Genomic DNA, 15,370 nt, shown 5'->3' with positions numbered 1-15,370 from the left:
GGACTTCCATGGCGAATAACAGTCGCAATTGTTGACTGCACAGCGTTGAGACGCAAGAGCTGGATGAAGTAGACCCTCTAATCCTTCTCCACTTTGGATCCATTAACGCAATTTAACTTGACCAAATACCAACTTAACCCTATTTTTGGATCCATAATAAACAAAGCGGACAAAAGCCGCCTTCGGAGGATCGTAATGACGACTGCCCATTCTTGGCCTAAAAACACCTGGTACGTTGCCTGCACACCCGATGAGATCGACGACAAACCCCTCGGTCGACAAATCTGTGGTGAACGTATTGTATTTTATCGCACGCAAGGCAATAAGGCCGTCGGCATTGCCGACTTCTGTCCACACCGCGGCGCGCCCCTATCGCTCGGCTTTGTGAACGATGAAGGCGACCTCGTGTGTGGTTACCACGGCATGGTGATGAACTGCGATGGTAACTGTAAGTCCATGCCTGGCCAGCGCGTGAACGCCTTTCCCGGCGTGCGCAGCTACCCGGTCGAAGAGCGTTACGGCTTTATATGGGTATGGACGGGCGAAGCCGAACAGGCCGATCCCAGCCTCATTCCCGACTTCAGTTGGTTTGACGACCCGGAGTGGGCTTACGGCGGCGGCCTTTACCACATCAACTGCAACTACAAGTTGATGATCGACAACCTGATGGATTTGACACACGAAACCTACGTGCACTCCACCAGCATCGGACAGCCAGAGATTGAAGACGAACCACCCGAGTCGTTCCGCGACGGCGACACCATAGTCACCAAGCGCACCATGGAAAAGATTCCCGCGCCGCCGTTTTGGCAGAACGCCTTGCGCTTTAACGACCTGGATCCAAACGTACCGGTAGACCGCTGGCAGATCAGTCGATTTACGCCGCCCAGCCACATCATGATCGAAGTGGGTGTGGCGCATGCTGGTCATGGTGGTTATGACGCACCGGCCGACAAGAAAGCGTCCAGCATCGTGGTCGACTTCATCACCCCCGAAACCGAAACCTCCATTTGGTATTTCTGGGGCATGGCGCGTAACTTTAAGCCCAACGACACCGAACTGACCGACAAAATCCGTGAAGGCCAAGGCCAGATTTTCTCAGAAGACTTGGAAATGCTGGAAGCGCAGCAGCGCAACTTACTGGAGAATGCCGACCGTCAGTTGCTTAAACTGAACATTGATGGTGGTGGCGTGTTGGCGCGCCGGATGCTCGATAAAATCATCGCCGCTGAAGGCTGACCGGAGTCCAAGCTTGCCGTGCTGGCGTACAAACCAGCAGGCAAGCCAGAGACACTGACTAACAACCTCAAAGGGTGTGGGAGTAGTACGATGAGTAAAACCAGCCTCAGCATGATTGTGCAGGTTAGACAGAAAACCCAAGCCGCAGCGGATATCGCTTGTTTTGAGCTGGTTGACCCGCACGGGCGTGAACTGCCAGCGTTTACCGCTGGCGCGCACATCGATGTGCAAGCCGACGACGAGCACTTACGGCAGTATTCGTTGAGTAACGCATCCAGCGAACGTCAACGCTATCAAATCGCCGTGCTACGTGAACCCCAGTCGCGCGGTGGTTCAGTGGCCATGCACGACAAGGTAAAAGAAGGGGATTATCTGCAGATCAGCGCGCCCCGTAACCATTTTGCCGTGGACCACGACGCCAAGCGCAGCGTGCTTTTTGCGGGCGGTATTGGCATTACCCCAATCCTCGCCATGGCCGAAGAGATACATGCACATGGCGGTGACTTTGAACTGCATTATTCGGCCAGCACACCCGAAAACGCCGCCTTTGTGGACTATCTCAAAGCCGCGCCCTTTGCTGACAAAGTGACCTTCCACTTCACCAAAACGGCAGACGGCAAACGCATCGACCTCGCCGCCATGGCCGCCAAACCGGAAGTCGCCGTGCATATTTATGTGTGTGGCCCGGAAGCCTTCAACGATGCGGTGATCAACACCTATGAAGCCGCAGGCTGGCCGAAACGCCAACTGCACACCGAATACTTTGTGGGTGTGGATGCCGACACCAGTGGCGACGGCAGCTTTGAAGTGGAATTAGCGCGCAGCGGCGTTAAGTTCACCATACCCGCCGACAAAACCGTCGCGGACGTGTTGATCGACAACGACATTGACCTGCTGACCTCTTGCGAACAAGGCATCTGCGGAACCTGCGTCACCAAAGTATTGGAGGGCACGCCGGAACACCGCGACCGCTACCTGACCGACGACGAACGCGCCGCGAACGACCAGTTTACACCGTGCTGTTCGCGTTCTAAGTCCAAGGTATTGGTGATCGATTTGTGATGAGCTGATGGTTTGAGGCCTAACCGGTGAAGCCAAGTCTTGTTCAGCCGACAAGTCTTGGCGAGCCTAATACGTAACCTCAGTGCTTCATATTCTTCCAAGCGAATACCGAAGCAACAATCACTATGCCAATGGCGGCGCCAAAGTACAAAGTTTCGATACTGGCGCCCGTCTCCACAGCTTGTTCAAGAAACAGAACAATCAGGATTACCACAGCGACTTGAGATAACGTGACCTTCAGGTCATGAAAGCTCTTGATATCAAGGGCTTCAAGAAACTTGCTTTCATCGACCGATATGGGACGGATAAACAAGCGATACAGACTCACCGTGATAATTTGAAACGTGATCGCGATCAGCAAAAGATCCAGTAGCTTTAAAAGGCTGACCGCAAGACTCTTGCCCTCGTCCCCTGACGCAGGCAGGTCACGCACAACATTTAGGGCAATGTTCCACAGAACGTTGATCGACACGCCATACAAAAGCACGCACGACACGGCGCTTGCGACCACTGCTACCAGCACAAGAAACCGACTGCTTCTGAAAATTTTCTCGATCATGATCACCCTGAGTAACTTAAAATGACAACAGTGATACGCTGGCGCTTATCTTCACCGAGCACATCGGACTACGTGCTCATTTATCTTTTGGCTCGCTTGCAACCTGCATTGACCGGCTTGACGTCCGCCGAAAGGGATCAAGTGCCCGAAGACTAGTGTCATTGCGGACAGTATCTTGAACAAACCCTTTTCACAAAGTTTATTCATTGACTGCACCTACCTAGAGAGCCGAAAAACGCACAATTCACCGTCATTGGATAACACGATTTCGATGTGAGTTACAGGTGCTGTTGCGCGTCCGTATGAAGGCATTGTTAGGATACAAAGCAGCACGACCGAACCAACGAGGAAAACCCAAGCAGATCTGACCGTCTTGATTTGAAGAAATATCAGGAATCGTGTCATTTGGTGTAAAGCAATCGAGCTTCCCTTGCACTTCAAATTTTGTATTGCCACACAGGCAAGAGCCAGAATAATCAGTCATCTAGTTTCCCTATATTGCCAGTAGGCCGCGCGCACATAACATTTATATCGTAGCCTTCGATGCCGTTTGCCTGAGGCTACTATCTCAATTTGAACACTCCTGCCAAAGTAGGCAGAAGGCCAGTGATGGTCAACGTTTGATTGAAGTCGGTTGCCATTGGGATTGCTGGCAAAACGATCACCGAGGCTACTATCACGTTTTAGCACCATCATATCTTGTTGTTTTTATTAGGCTTTGTGGAGAGATTGAGCAAGCGAAAAGGATATGAGGCGAGGGGGCCGTTTTGTAATGTTTAGATTGATGGTCATTAATAATAGTGCGAAGACGTGGGGTGATGTCCGGAATTTTGCGATTATGCAGGAATAGCGGCCACAAAAAAGCCCCGAAAGGGGCTTTTTTGTTATGACGAGCATGGCGTACCACCACGCTCATGTTCGGCCAGAGGGCTGGCCTCCTACAGTTACAGGGCGACGTCCATCAGTACTGACGATTCTGCCTGTAAGCGCTGCAACAGGGTATCCACTTGTGGCCACAACCACGCGAAGTAGAACTGTGCAGTCGGTGCTTTCAAGGCATCTGCGCCTTCTGCATTAACCATACGCAACCACAGGTAGCCGTAGGTGATTAAGCCGAGCAGTTCGAGTACGTTGTAGGCTTGCGTGCCTGCCAGATTCGGCTCGCCCGCGTTAACCCAGGTCCGTACCTGCGCTTCCAGCTTGGCCATCACATCAAACACTTGCGTACGTTGCCCTTGCCAAGCAGTGTCGACGTCTGCCAGTTCGGTACGAATGTCGGCAAAGAAGTCAGCCAGCCATTCGCCTTTGTTCATCAGCACTTTACGACCAATGAGGTCCATGGCCTGAATGCCGTTGGTGCCTTCATAGATCTGTGCGATACGCACGTCGCGTACCGCTTGCTCCATGCCCCATTCACGCACATAGCCGTGTCCACCGAACACTTGCTGGGCAAGTACTGTGCACTCTAAACCACGGTCGGTGAAAAAGGCTTTACCCAGTGGCGTTAACAAGGCGACCCGGCCATCGGCCTTGGCGCGCACGGTGTCGTCGGGGTGATAACGAGCGGTGTCGAGCTGTGCGCCCAGATAAACGCCCAATGCGCGACCCGCTTCGATGTAGGCTTTCTGGATCATCAGCATACGGCGCACATCGGGGTGTACGATGATCGGGTCGGCGCGGCCTTCGGTACGCAAGTTCGCATCCGCAGCTTTAGACTGCACGCGGTCTTTGGCGTAAGCAAGTGCTTGCTGATACGACCACTCGGCCTGCCCGGTGCCCTGCAAGCCAATCGACAAACGCTCGTAGTTCATCATGGTGAACATGTAGTTCAGGCCTTTGTTGGCTTCGCCGACCAAGTAGCCGGTCGCGCCGTCAAAGTTTATCACGCAGGTTGCGCTGCCTTTGATGCCCATTTTGTGCTCGATAGAACCGCAGGTAACGCCATTGCGCTCACCCAAAGAACCGTCGGCATTGACCAGCACTTTAGGTACGACAAACAGGCTGATGCCTTTGGGACCATCCGGGGCGTCGGGCAATTTAGCCAGTACGAGGTGGATGATGTTTTCGGTGAGGTCATGCTCACCACCGGTGATGAAAATCTTGGTGCCTGAAACCGCGTAACTGCCGTCTGCTTGCGGTTCGGCTTTAGTACGGATCATGCCCAAGTCGGTACCGGCGTGCGGTTCGGTGAGGCACATGGAGCCCGACCAGCGGCCTTCGTACATGGGTGGCAGATAGGTTTCTTTCAGTTCGTCTGAGCCGTGGCTTGCCAAGCTCAAGCACGCGCCAGCGGTCAGTACGTTGTAGAGGGTGAGCGAAGAGTTAGCAGAGTACTGCATTTCTTCAAACAAGACGGTGAGGCCTTTAGGCGCGCCTTGGCCGCCGTATTCGGTAACGCCGCCCAGCCCAACCCAGCCCGATTCCGCCAGCGTTTGATACGCTTCTTTGAAGCCGCTGGGCGTGGTAACACCTTCGGCGCTCCAGGTGCAGCCTTCTTCATCGCCACTGCGATTCAGGGGTGCAAGCACTTGCTCACACAGTTTGGCACCTTCTTCCAGAATGGCGTCGGCCAAGTCGCCGCTCATTTCGTTCAGCGCAGGCATGGCAGCCCACTGTTCAGGCAAGTTAAATACGCTATGCAACAAGAAGCGCATATCTTCTAGCGGGGCGCGGTAGTCGGTCATGACGTTTCCTCTCTCGAATTATTATATGCCTAGTTGTATGCCGGTGACAGGAAGCGGAGTCGGGTTATGGGGAACGCCGTAAAAGCTTATCAGACGCATCCATGCGCCTGACCCTTCGGGCTCCCTTCGGTCGTGCAAATTCGTTCCTGACGAATTTGTCCATGCTGGCTCGGATGCCGCCGTCCGGTCGTACACCGGCCCTGACCTTTTTCAATCCCGATATATCAATATCAGAGGTACTGGAACTCTTCTTCTGACATCGCCATCAGCGTATCCAAGCCGTTCAGCATGGCCAGTTTGTGGCCTTCGGCGCGAGGCAGAATGCGGTCGAAGTAGAAACGTGCGGTGTCCAGCTTGGCTTTGTAGAAGCCGTCTTTGTCGCCCGCTGCGATCTTGTTTTGCGCTTCCATCGCCATGCGTGCCCAGTAGTAACCCAGCGTGATGTAACCAGAGTACATCAAGTAATCGTAGGCAGCGCCGCCGACTTCTTCTTTGTTCATCATCGCCTTCATGCCCAACTTCATGGTCACGTCGCCCCAATCTTTGTTAAGAGTAGCCAACGTTTTCACCATCGGCTTAATGCCTTTGGCGCCATCGTGCTCTTTGCAGAACTTATGGATGATTTTCGTGAAGTTCTTCAGCATGCCGCCCTGGGTCATTAGCACCTTACGACCCAACAGGTCGAGGGACTGAATGCCCGTGGTGCCTTCATAGATGGTCGAGATGCGCGCATCCCGTACGATCTGCTCCATGCCCCACTCTTGAATGTAGCCGTGACCACCATATACCTGCACGCCCAAGTTAGCCGCTTCCAGACCGGCTTCGGTCAGGAAGGCTTTAGCGATGGGCGTCAGGAACGACAGCAAATCGTCGGCCATTTTCTTCTCTTCGGCGTCAACATCCGAATGCACGATATCCACCAACTGCGACAGGTGCATGATCATCGCACGTCCGCCTTCAGCGAATGATTTCTGCGTCAGCAGCATACGACGTACGTCGGGGTGCACGATGATCGGGTCCGCAGGGCCGTCAGGGTTTTTCACGCCGCTCAAAGAACGCATCGCCAGACGGTCTTTCGCGTACGTCAGAGCGCCTTGGAACGACAATTCAGCCGAGGCAACACCCTGAATCGCGGTGCCGATACGTGCGAAGTTCATAAAGGTGAACATGCAGTTCAGGCCTTTGTTTGGCGGCCCAATCAAGAAACCTTTCGCGCCGTCAAAGTTCATCACACAGGTCGCGTTGCCGTGAATACCCATTTTGTGTTCGATAGAACCGCATTTAACGTCATTGCGCGTACCATCAGGCAGGACCTTAGGCACGATGAACAAGGAAATACCCTTCGTACCTTCTGGAGCACCCGGCAAACGCGCCAATACGATATGGACGATGTTATCGGCCATGTCGTGCTCGCCAGCCGAGATAAAGATTTTGGTGCCGGTGATGGCATAGCTGCCGTCGGCGTTCTCTTCGGCCTTGGTTTTCAGAATACCCAAGTCAGAACCACAATGCGGCTCGGTCAAGCACATGGTACCGGTCCATTCACCGGACACCAGCTTGGTCAGATACACTTCTTTTTGCTCGTCGGTGCCGTGCAAATCGATGGTTGCACGCGCGCCGTGGCTCAGACCAGGGTACATAGACCATGACCAGTTAGCAGTACCGGCCATTTCTGAAATAATGTGCCCTACGGACTCAGGCAGACCTTGACCACCGTGCTCAACAGGGCTCGCCAACGCGCCCCAGCCATTATCGACGTACTGCTGGTAGGCTTCTTTAAAGCCCGTTGGCGTGGTAACACCGTCTTCACTCCAAGTACAACCTTCTTGGTCGCCACTCTGGTTCAGCGGGGCAATGACTTGCTCGCAGAATTTCGCACCTTCGGCAATGATGGCACTCAGCATGTCACGACTGGCGTCTTCAGCACCGATTTTTTGGTAATGACTTTCGGCGTCATATACGTCGTAAAGCAAAAATTCGATATCACGTACAGGGGCTTTATAAGTTGGCATGGTACAGACCTCTTGATCTTATCCAATGAGTGGGTCAGCAGCCCACAGAGGCATCTGACACCGTATTCAAACAGTTGTTTGAAACATACGTTCGGGGTCAACGGTCGTCAAGGTGGTTATTCACTTTGTGTGCACAACACAGGCAATGAGGAGCATTGCCAAAAGATTAATGCCGCAGGGGAAAGGGTGGTGTGGCAGGCGCTCCGAAATAGCGGGACAGGTAGCCCATAGGGCTACCGACCAACGCCTTATTCGGTGGTGTGAATGGCCGTAAAGCGATCAGCCTCCAAATAGAATTGCACGGCCAAACTGTTCACCAGCTCCGCCGTAACACCGCCGTAATATCGCTCAGGCTTATCAAAATAGGACAAAGGCTCATCAAAATTAAGTAACCAGTCCATTTCGTTCAATAAACCACGATTCCGACTACGTACATCCTGGTCACTGTTGACCAGGCGAGCGCGCGCTTCAGCCACTTCTTGAGTGGTAAAGGGTCGCGTGCGCAGCGTGCTTAATACCTCATCCACCAAACTTTCTGCTTCGTCGCGGCGCGCTGGATCGGTACTGAAATGGATAAAATTCAAGCGTTGCTCACGCTGGGGCAGCGACCACAGGGTTCGCGCCTCGATGTGGTAGGCCAGTCCACTGTCTTCCCGGACCACTTCCATCAGCCGTGTACTGAGCAATTCATTCAGTACACGGTTGGCCGAATAGTGCATTAAGCTAAAGGGCACAGCACGGGTAGAGTAATAGCGTGTAATTTCAGCCCGGTCATTCGGATTGTCGGTGTGCACCACCTTATCGTTTTGCCACTCCGCTGCACCGTTAGACCAACTCACGGCGTCGGGCGATGCCAAGGGTACACCTGCCAGATGGGCCGTCAGCGCCTGGTCTAACGCGTCGGTATCTACGTCACCCACGATAAAGAGTACGTAGCCGGTTTGGCTGCTGGTGAGCAGTTGCTGCGCAGCGAGTATCTGCTCTTCTGTTACGGCAGCGAAATCAGCCGCTGTGGTGCGGCGAAATGGCGTCTGGTTACCATAGAGCATAGCATCAACAGCACCACTGAAGCGTCCTGTGGGCGTCTGTTCGTGATTACGGTACGACTGGACGAAGCGCTGTTGCTGATTCGCCAGCACCACGGGGTCTGCGCCCTCACGGGTCAGCAACTCCGTTAACAGCAGTACGGCACTGTCGAGCTGGGCATTGGGAGCGCTGACTTCCAAGCTAAAACGCGATATACCCAAATTCATATTCAGCCCGATTTCATTGCTGCGCATAAAGGCATCCAAATCCACGCCATCCCGACCAAGTGCGCCCTGCTGCACACTGATGGTGCTGAGCATATTGACGGCTGGCACCAGTGTTTGGTCAATGGCCATCTGCCCACCTAAGCCGATGAAGCGCAGATAGACTTTGTCGCGTTCGAGGTCGGTAGGATAGATGACCGCCGTCAACCCATTGCTGAGTTGCCAATAGATTAGGCCGTTCTCAACATCCGCATTCTGCTCCGTGATCCAACCCGGTTGGCTGGCCGCTGGCAGTGCATCCGTAGCTCCGATGACCGCAGCCGGAGGCAGTAAATCAGTCTGCCTTGCGTGCTCAACTGTGGTGCGCAAATCACGCTTCTGCCACGCTAACCGGTCCGCCGCTGACGCCGTCAGAAAGGCCGCGACGACCTGATTCGGAGGGTCTAACACGGCGGCGATATAGGCGTTGATGTCGGCCAACGTTAACTCGGCAAACAGGGCTTGCTCAGCCCGACTTAGCGCCTCGAAGGTCGTGGGCGGCAGTTGCAGATTCAACAGACTGAGCAATACATTGGCATGCACGTCCGACGTCGCCCCTGCCAAGAAACGCGCCAGGTTGTTGTACTCACCCATCATGATGGCAAATGCCGTATCTAGCTCGTCCTGGGTCATGCCGTGGCGACGCAGGCGCTCGGTCTCCTCCGCCAGCAATTTCAGCGCCTCTTGCTCTGCGCCTTCGCGCGCCACAATGCGCACCCCCATCACCTGCTTACGGTCGACCAAACGGTCTTGCAATACCTGGCTACTCAGCAACGGGCTACCTAAGGTGTTTGATAAACGAGTGAGCCGAGTGTTCAATACCTGCATCATCAATCCGGATTGCAGGCCGGACAGAACGTCCGTACGTTGTTGATAATCAATGGGAGGCAATACTTCCTTGAGTACTATGGCCGTCTGCGCGCTGTTGTTGTCTTGCAGAACTTGGTAACGCGTGTCGCGATGCCAAGGCGTTTTAGAAACAACGGGTTGAGGTGCTGGGGTGCGTGCCTCAAACTGGCCAATTCCAGACTCCAAGCCCGCCAAAATCGCATCGCTGTCGACCACCCCACTGACCACCACCGTCATCAATTCTGGACGATACCAGCGATCGTAATAACCGCGCAGTTGCTCGGTGGTCGCAAACTCGAACACCTCGCGGACGCCAATGGGATAGCGCTGGGCATACAAGGAGCCCTCGTGCAGCAAACGGTGATGCTGCAGCCAGATAGGCTCCTCACCAGCATACCCGGCCGCCCGCCACTCTTCCAATATCACCCCTCTTTCCCGGACGACGGCTGCAGGGTCAAAGGTAATCGCCTCAGCCCACTCGGCCAGCAGTTGCATGGCGGTATCCAGCAGCGCTGGTTGATCGCGCGGAATAGACAACATATATACGGTTTCATTGAAGCCGGTATAGGCATTGATGTCTTGGCCAAAGGTCATGCCAGCGGCTTCAAAGAAGCGAATGATGTCATTACGCGGGAAGGATGCAGTGCCGTTGAACGCCATATGCTCCACAAAGTGTGCTAAGCCCCGCTCGGACTCAAGCTCCTGTGCAGAGCCGGCCGCCACACGCAGGCGAATCTCTATGCGTGGACGCGCGCCGTTGTCAGGTAGGCTTTTTACCACTGCCCGGACGCCGTTGCTCAGGGTGCGCTCGCTGACCAACGGATCGAGCTCATAATGAACCGGCCCATCAGTGAAGTTATTGGGGAGTGGTAGGCTGGGCACACCGCCTAAACCGGCACAACCACCGACCACAACAGTAGCGACTATAAGCAGCGCACGAACCCATTGCGCCCGGCCAGCGTAACCTTTGCGTAGCAGCCAAGTCTGGCGATATTCGGTGTGGTGTTGCGCCATGTACATTCCTCTATCAAGCACTGCAAAAAAAGAATCATTGTAGACCAGTGTCTGGATTGACATAACCTGCGCCTAGGTGTAAATCATGCGTCAAATAATCAGGCCGCTGGACTTTTTTGCTCGTAGCAGCCATAACTACTATCAGGCAGATCGGTTCTGCCCCCCTTGTTGTTCGGAGGTGCCTTATGGGTCAATTGGATACCACTCGCCGTTCACACGTATATGAGCTGTTGGAAGAGAACGCCATCGGCCCGGAAGAATTGGCGTATTGTTTGGGCAAGGAGCCGAAGGTCATGAGTGCAATGCTGCGCCAAGGCAGCCATTTGCACATTTCTGATGATCTGGCGCGACAAATTGAACAGGCGTTTTCTAAGCCGGCGTTCTGGCTCGACGGTGATGACCCGAGCGATAACACCTTAACGCACTGAGTTTTTGGCTATTGCTATATTCGGCCAATTGGACCGTAGGGCGGGTATTCATACCCGCCCTAAATTCGGCCAGAGGGCTGGCCTCCTACCGCGCGAAACAATTTATCAGGCCTCATCGAATGGCAAATAGTCGCCCAAATCAACAGCGCCAGATTCCATTTCCTGCAGCACATCTTCTGCACGCTGTAGGTCGTCTTCACCGACTTGAAGATTCACCTCCACCATAGCGTGGCTGATGTTCTGCAATGCACCATTGGTGACACTGGCCACTATGCCCTCTGCTTCGAGACGGCCGCGTGCCAGTTCGGCTTCTAAGGTATCGAAGTAGCGCCGTATTGTAATCATCGAGGCTCCATGCCCGCCCACCGACGGTATGCTTTTATTATCATTCTAGAACAGTTAGCGGCCATTGCATGCTGGGCTTGAAGATTCCGTTACTCCGGGCGGTTTAGCAGGTGCTCAATGCGCGCCGCATCTGCTGATCCAGGATGGGCGTATAGTTGACCACGTTGCAAGGCGGCACGTGCTTGGTCTGGATCACCCCGCAGGGTGTGCGCCCGTGCTAAGAGAATGTAATTTCCTATCTCATCAGGTTTAATCTGCACGGCACGCTCCAGCAAAGAAATGGCCGGTAGATACTCCCCTTGCTGCACCCGCACGACGGCTTGCCGCTGCAACTCCTGAACCACCGAGAGGCGCGGGTCTTCCGGCGCTGGTTCCACTGGCTCCGGTTCGGGCAATACTGTGGCGCAGGCCACCAACACCAAAAGCCCGAACAATAAAACGACATTTAGAATATTCGATCGAGCCATCCCCATCCTCTCCTTCGATTATCGTCCGGGGCATGTTCGCCCGTTAGCTGATCACTGCTACCTTGACAGGTGCGCTGCGCCTGCGCCACGGCAACCGCCTGTGGAACGGCAATGCGAAACGCATGGCAGTCACCCAACCAATAACGACCGGGTTGATCAGGGTGCCAACTTACCCATCGTAAGCTGGAATGCAACGGTTTGGCGTCGTAGCTGCTGTGCGCGAGCTGTGCCATGGTGTGTGTCCAAACTCTTAATGCCCCTGTGCTGCCGGTAATGGGCATTGGGGTATTGTTGTCTACCCCAACCCAAACCACCGCCATTAATTCGCCCGCCTCACCGGCAAACCAGCTGTCGCGCTGTTGATCACTGGTGCCGGTCTTACCGGCTGGGCGCAACCCGGGATTCAACACACTGGTGGCGTAGCGGCCCGTACCTTCACGCACGGCAAGCTGCAAGGCGGACTGCATCGCTTGGGCATCGGGCGGCGCAATAACCTGTTGTGTGCGGATATTAAACTGGTTCAGTACCTCTTGGTCGGCAGTGGTTACCGCCGTAATGGCTTTGAGCGGTGCGCGAAAGCCATCTGAGAACACAGGCTGATAAATTTGTGCGACCTCATAGGGGCTCATGTCGACCGCGCCGAGAATAACGGCGGGCACCACCGGCAAACGACCGCTATAACCCAACCGTTCAATACTCCGCAGCACTTCACCTAAGCCGGTTTCCATACCGACTCGCGCCGCCGCTTGGTTGTATGAGCGCGACATAGCCTCCCACATGGGTACCATGCCGTTCGATGTGCGATCAAAGTTCTGTGGTCGCCATTCAGTACCGTCGCGTGCCGCCACCACTACTGGTCCATCGTCGACGTCCATCAGCCAGTGTCGCCCTGTTTCCAGTGCTGCCAAGTAGACGGCGGGTTTTAGCAATGACCCGACGGGCCGGCGGGCATCCATGGCGCGATTAAACCCGCCTTGCACACTGGTGCGCGCGCCAATCACCGCCCTGACATCGCCAGAATCGCGGTGAATAAGCACCATGGCACCTTGCAACTGATTATTGGGGAGTCGGTGCAAGCGCTCTATGGCCTGCAATGACTCCTGCATCTGCCGTTGCGCCACATCCTGGGCGTAAATATCAATCGATGTATGGATGTGCAGACCTTCACGATTCAACACATCGTCGGGATACCAGAGGCGCAACTGCCGCCGCACCAAGTCCATCGCGGCAGCATAAGGCCCCTCACCAGTACCCGGATTCAACCCAAGCGGCTCTGCGCGCGCTGCACGCCGTTGCGTATCGGTAATGATTCGCTGCTCCGCCATGACATCAAGAATCACATTGCGACGTGCCAGCGCGCGTTCCGGATTGCGGATCGGCGAGTAATAGCTGGGGCCACGCAGAATGCCAATTAACGTCGCTTGCTGGCTGATCGAAAGCTCTTCCAGCGGTCGGCCATAGAAATATTGCGCCGCCAACCCGAAGCCATGTATCGCACGCTGACCATCTTGCGCGATGAACACTTGGTTCATGTAGGTTTCGAGAATAGTTTCTTTATCGACATGCAATTCAAGCAGCACCGCCATCATTGCTTCTATGCCCTTACGCCACAACGTCTGGTCTGCGGTAAGAAACATGTTCTTGATAAGCTGCTGGGTAATGGTACTGCCACCCTGCTCAACCCGACCCGAGCGGAAGTTAGCCACCAGCGCGCGCCCGATGGCCACCGGCGAGATGCCATGGTGCTGAAAGAAACGCCGATCTTCTACCGCAACCAGTCCCGCCACCAGGGTTGGCGGCATCGTGGCCAGACGCTCCAACACCCGATCCTCGGCGTGTGCTGGCGAGATGGTACCTAGCTGGGGCGGCGCTAATCGTGCTGATAACACCGGCCTTCCCTGCGGATCCATCAGGGTGGCAAGCACATCGTTGTTGAAGTTCAGTGTGAGTTGCCGTGCTGTCTCTGGCTCATCCCAGAAATCATAGGCCCGCGTGAATAATTCAATACGCTGAGGCGCCACGCGGTATTCGCCAGGGCCATTGATGGTATTGACGGAGCGATACCCCATACGCTGCAACCACCACACCACTTCGTCCTGACTCTGGCCACTGCCTTGATACAGAGCCAGCGGTGCTCCATACACCTTGGCGGGCACAGACCAGACATGTTGCGCAAACCGATCACGTACGTAGAAGTCCAAATACACCAGCAAGGCAGCAAACAAAATGCTACCGACAATGGTTAATTTAAGGACAACAGCCCAAAAGGTACGCCATCGAGTCTTTTTTTTAGCCATAACGCCTCATGAAATTTGGTTCCTGACCTATCCTTGGGTAGAATGCGCAGCCCTTTTGGCTGCACCTGCCTCAGGCGCCTATTCGTCAGGAAACCCTAAATATGTCGGGCAATAGTACCCCTGAATTCGATGTCTTCGCTATTGGTCACGCCATTGTTGACGAAGAATACTGCGTCGAAGACCACTTCCTTACCCGCCTAGGCATACAGCGTGCCGAACGCACGCTGATCGATTTTGACCGTCGTCAGCAACTGCTGGTGGCACTCAATGCAGAAGGGGATCGAGTATATCAGGCTGGCGGCGGCAGTGCTGCGAACTCCATCGTCACGGCACAACAACTGGGCGCACGCTGCCATTTTGCTTGCAAGGTAGCTAATGACGAAGCTGGCCGTTTCTTTCACGCCGACCTAGCCCAGTCCGGCATTGATCTGCCCAACGCCGCGCTTGCTAAAGGGCATACCGGCCGCTGCCTGGTCATGATCACGCCTGATGCCGAACGCACCATGAACACCTACACCGGCATCACTGACGAACTCGATATGCCCTATGTCGAGCTGGATAAGTTGCGACGTTCACGCTGGCTTTATTTAGAAAGTTATTTGATCACCACCGATACCGCACATCAAACTACCCTCGCCGCTTTGCAGGCCGCCCACGACGCCAACATCCCCGTCGTAGTGAATTTCGCCGACCCCGGCATAGTGCGCTTTTTCAAACCGCAGCTCACCACCTTGTTCGCCAGCCGACCTGTAGAAGTCCTAATCTGCAACCACGAAGAAGCCCTGGCGTGGGCCGATACCACTGAACTCGAAACCGCCATTACTGTACTCGGTAAATTGGCGCGCCATTTGATCATTACCGAAGGGGCTGATGGGGCGCATGTGATCACCGCCGAAGGTCGCGTCACCGTGCCCGCCCCGAAGGTCACCCCGGTCAACACCACCGGCGCTGGCGATACCTTCGCGGGCGGCATCCTGTACGGACTGGCCAAAGGCTGGGATCTGCCGCGTGCTGCTGAACTGGCATGCCGTTGCGCGGCGCGCAAAGTGGAAATGAACGGTGCTCGTTTACCGGCCGAGGAAGTCGCTCTGCTGCACCCGCCGGGGCACGCCTAGACCCGGCTTG

Annotated in this window: 11 protein-coding genes; 4 read left to right on the top strand and 7 right to left on the bottom strand. The window is 54.9% G+C overall.

What is annotated here, in order from left to right; all coding sequences use genetic code 11:
* Positions 1 to 195: 195 nt before the first annotated feature.
* The gene (locus NFC81_RS01325) at positions 196 to 1,239 is read left to right on the top strand and encodes an aromatic ring-hydroxylating dioxygenase subunit alpha (protein ID WP_304995736.1); all 1,044 of its coding nucleotides are present in this window, start codon (positions 196 to 198) and stop codon (positions 1,237 to 1,239) included.
* Positions 1,240 to 1,329: 90 nt separating this feature from the next.
* Positions 1,330 to 2,301, top strand: a complete 972-nt coding sequence (locus NFC81_RS01320; protein ID WP_304995735.1) for a PDR/VanB family oxidoreductase — start codon at positions 1,330 to 1,332, stop codon at positions 2,299 to 2,301.
* A gap of 79 nt (positions 2,302 to 2,380) precedes the next feature.
* On the opposite strand, the gene NFC81_RS01315 is transcribed toward NFC81_RS01320, so the two are convergent.
* The 4 genes from NFC81_RS01315 to NFC81_RS01300 all read right to left on the bottom strand — a co-directional run bounded on the left by NFC81_RS01315 (position 2,381) and on the right by NFC81_RS01300 (position 10,708).
* Positions 2,381 to 2,860, bottom strand: coding sequence for a YqhA family protein (locus tag NFC81_RS01315; RefSeq protein ID WP_304995734.1), 480 nt, complete (start codon positions 2,858 to 2,860; stop codon positions 2,381 to 2,383).
* A gap of 944 nt (positions 2,861 to 3,804) precedes the next feature.
* A complete protein-coding gene (locus tag NFC81_RS01310; protein ID WP_304995733.1) occupies positions 3,805 to 5,544 on the bottom strand; it encodes an acyl-CoA dehydrogenase family protein in 1,740 nt (579 codons plus the stop codon).
* Positions 5,545 to 5,774: 230 nt separating this feature from the next.
* Complete coding sequence (locus tag NFC81_RS01305) at positions 5,775 to 7,556, bottom strand: acyl-CoA dehydrogenase C-terminal domain-containing protein (protein ID WP_304995732.1); 1,782 nt, start codon at positions 7,554 to 7,556, stop codon at positions 5,775 to 5,777.
* Positions 7,557 to 7,804: 248 nt separating this feature from the next.
* On the bottom strand, positions 7,805 to 10,708 hold the full coding sequence (locus NFC81_RS01300; RefSeq protein ID WP_304995731.1) for a M16 family metallopeptidase: 2,904 nt from the start codon (positions 10,706 to 10,708) through the stop codon (positions 7,805 to 7,807).
* 185 nt (positions 10,709 to 10,893) lie between these two features.
* Here NFC81_RS01300 and NFC81_RS01295 point away from each other — a divergent pair, with 185 nt between their 5' ends.
* Positions 10,894 to 11,136 carry a hypothetical protein gene (locus tag NFC81_RS01295; protein WP_304995730.1) on the top strand — a complete coding sequence of 81 codons (243 nt, stop codon included), beginning with the start codon at positions 10,894 to 10,896 and terminating at the stop codon, positions 11,134 to 11,136.
* A 105-nt stretch (positions 11,137 to 11,241) separates the two neighbouring features.
* Here NFC81_RS01295 and NFC81_RS01290 read toward each other — a convergent pair whose 3' ends face one another.
* The 3 genes from NFC81_RS01290 to mrcB all read right to left on the bottom strand — a co-directional run bounded on the left by NFC81_RS01290 (position 11,242) and on the right by mrcB (position 14,245).
* Entirely contained in the window at positions 11,242 to 11,481 is a 240-nt protein-coding gene (locus NFC81_RS01290; protein ID WP_304995729.1) for a putative signal transducing protein, read from the bottom strand.
* Between the two features lie 89 nt (positions 11,482 to 11,570).
* The gene (locus NFC81_RS01285; RefSeq protein ID WP_304995728.1) at positions 11,571 to 11,948 is read right to left on the bottom strand and encodes a tetratricopeptide repeat protein; all 378 of its coding nucleotides are present in this window, start codon (positions 11,946 to 11,948) and stop codon (positions 11,571 to 11,573) included.
* Complete coding sequence (mrcB, locus tag NFC81_RS01280) at positions 11,927 to 14,245, bottom strand: penicillin-binding protein 1B (RefSeq protein WP_304995727.1); 2,319 nt, start codon at positions 14,243 to 14,245, stop codon at positions 11,927 to 11,929. Before mrcB ends, NFC81_RS01285 begins: the two co-directional genes overlap by 22 nt.
* Before the next feature lie 101 nt (positions 14,246 to 14,346).
* Here mrcB and NFC81_RS01275 point away from each other — a divergent pair, with 101 nt between their 5' ends.
* The gene (locus tag NFC81_RS01275) at positions 14,347 to 15,360 is read left to right on the top strand and encodes an adenosine kinase (RefSeq protein ID WP_304995726.1); all 1,014 of its coding nucleotides are present in this window, start codon (positions 14,347 to 14,349) and stop codon (positions 15,358 to 15,360) included.
* Positions 15,361 to 15,370: the final 10 nt, after the last annotated feature.

Origin of the sequence: Salinispirillum sp. LH 10-3-1, from assembly GCF_030643825.1 — a bacterium.
Classification (GTDB): Bacteria; Pseudomonadota; Gammaproteobacteria; order Pseudomonadales; family Natronospirillaceae; genus Salinispirillum.
Note: the sequence above shows the minus strand (reverse complement) of the source record. Positions and strands in the feature narration are given on the sequence as shown.

Coding starts and splice junctions, on each gene's coding strand:
- NFC81_RS01290 (WP_304995729.1), bottom strand. CDS start 11,481: ATGATTACAATACGGCGCTACTTCGATACCTTAGAAGCCGAACTGGCA.
- NFC81_RS01295 (WP_304995730.1), top strand. CDS start 10,894: ATGGGTCAATTGGATACCACTCGCCGTTCACACGTATATGAGCTGTTG.
- NFC81_RS01320 (WP_304995735.1), top strand. CDS start 1,330: ATGAGTAAAACCAGCCTCAGCATGATTGTGCAGGTTAGACAGAAAACC.
- NFC81_RS01275 (WP_304995726.1), top strand. CDS start 14,347: ATGTCGGGCAATAGTACCCCTGAATTCGATGTCTTCGCTATTGGTCAC.
- NFC81_RS01310 (WP_304995733.1), bottom strand. CDS start 5,544: ATGACCGACTACCGCGCCCCGCTAGAAGATATGCGCTTCTTGTTGCAT.
- NFC81_RS01305 (WP_304995732.1), bottom strand. CDS start 7,556: ATGCCAACTTATAAAGCCCCTGTACGTGATATCGAATTTTTGCTTTAC.
- NFC81_RS01325 (WP_304995736.1), top strand. CDS start 196: ATGACGACTGCCCATTCTTGGCCTAAAAACACCTGGTACGTTGCCTGC.
- NFC81_RS01315 (WP_304995734.1), bottom strand. CDS start 2,860: ATGATCGAGAAAATTTTCAGAAGCAGTCGGTTTCTTGTGCTGGTAGCA.
- NFC81_RS01285 (WP_304995728.1), bottom strand. CDS start 11,948: ATGGCTCGATCGAATATTCTAAATGTCGTTTTATTGTTCGGGCTTTTG.
- NFC81_RS01300 (WP_304995731.1), bottom strand. CDS start 10,708: ATGGCGCAACACCACACCGAATATCGCCAGACTTGGCTGCTACGCAAA.
- mrcB (WP_304995727.1), bottom strand. CDS start 14,245: ATGGCTAAAAAAAAGACTCGATGGCGTACCTTTTGGGCTGTTGTCCTT.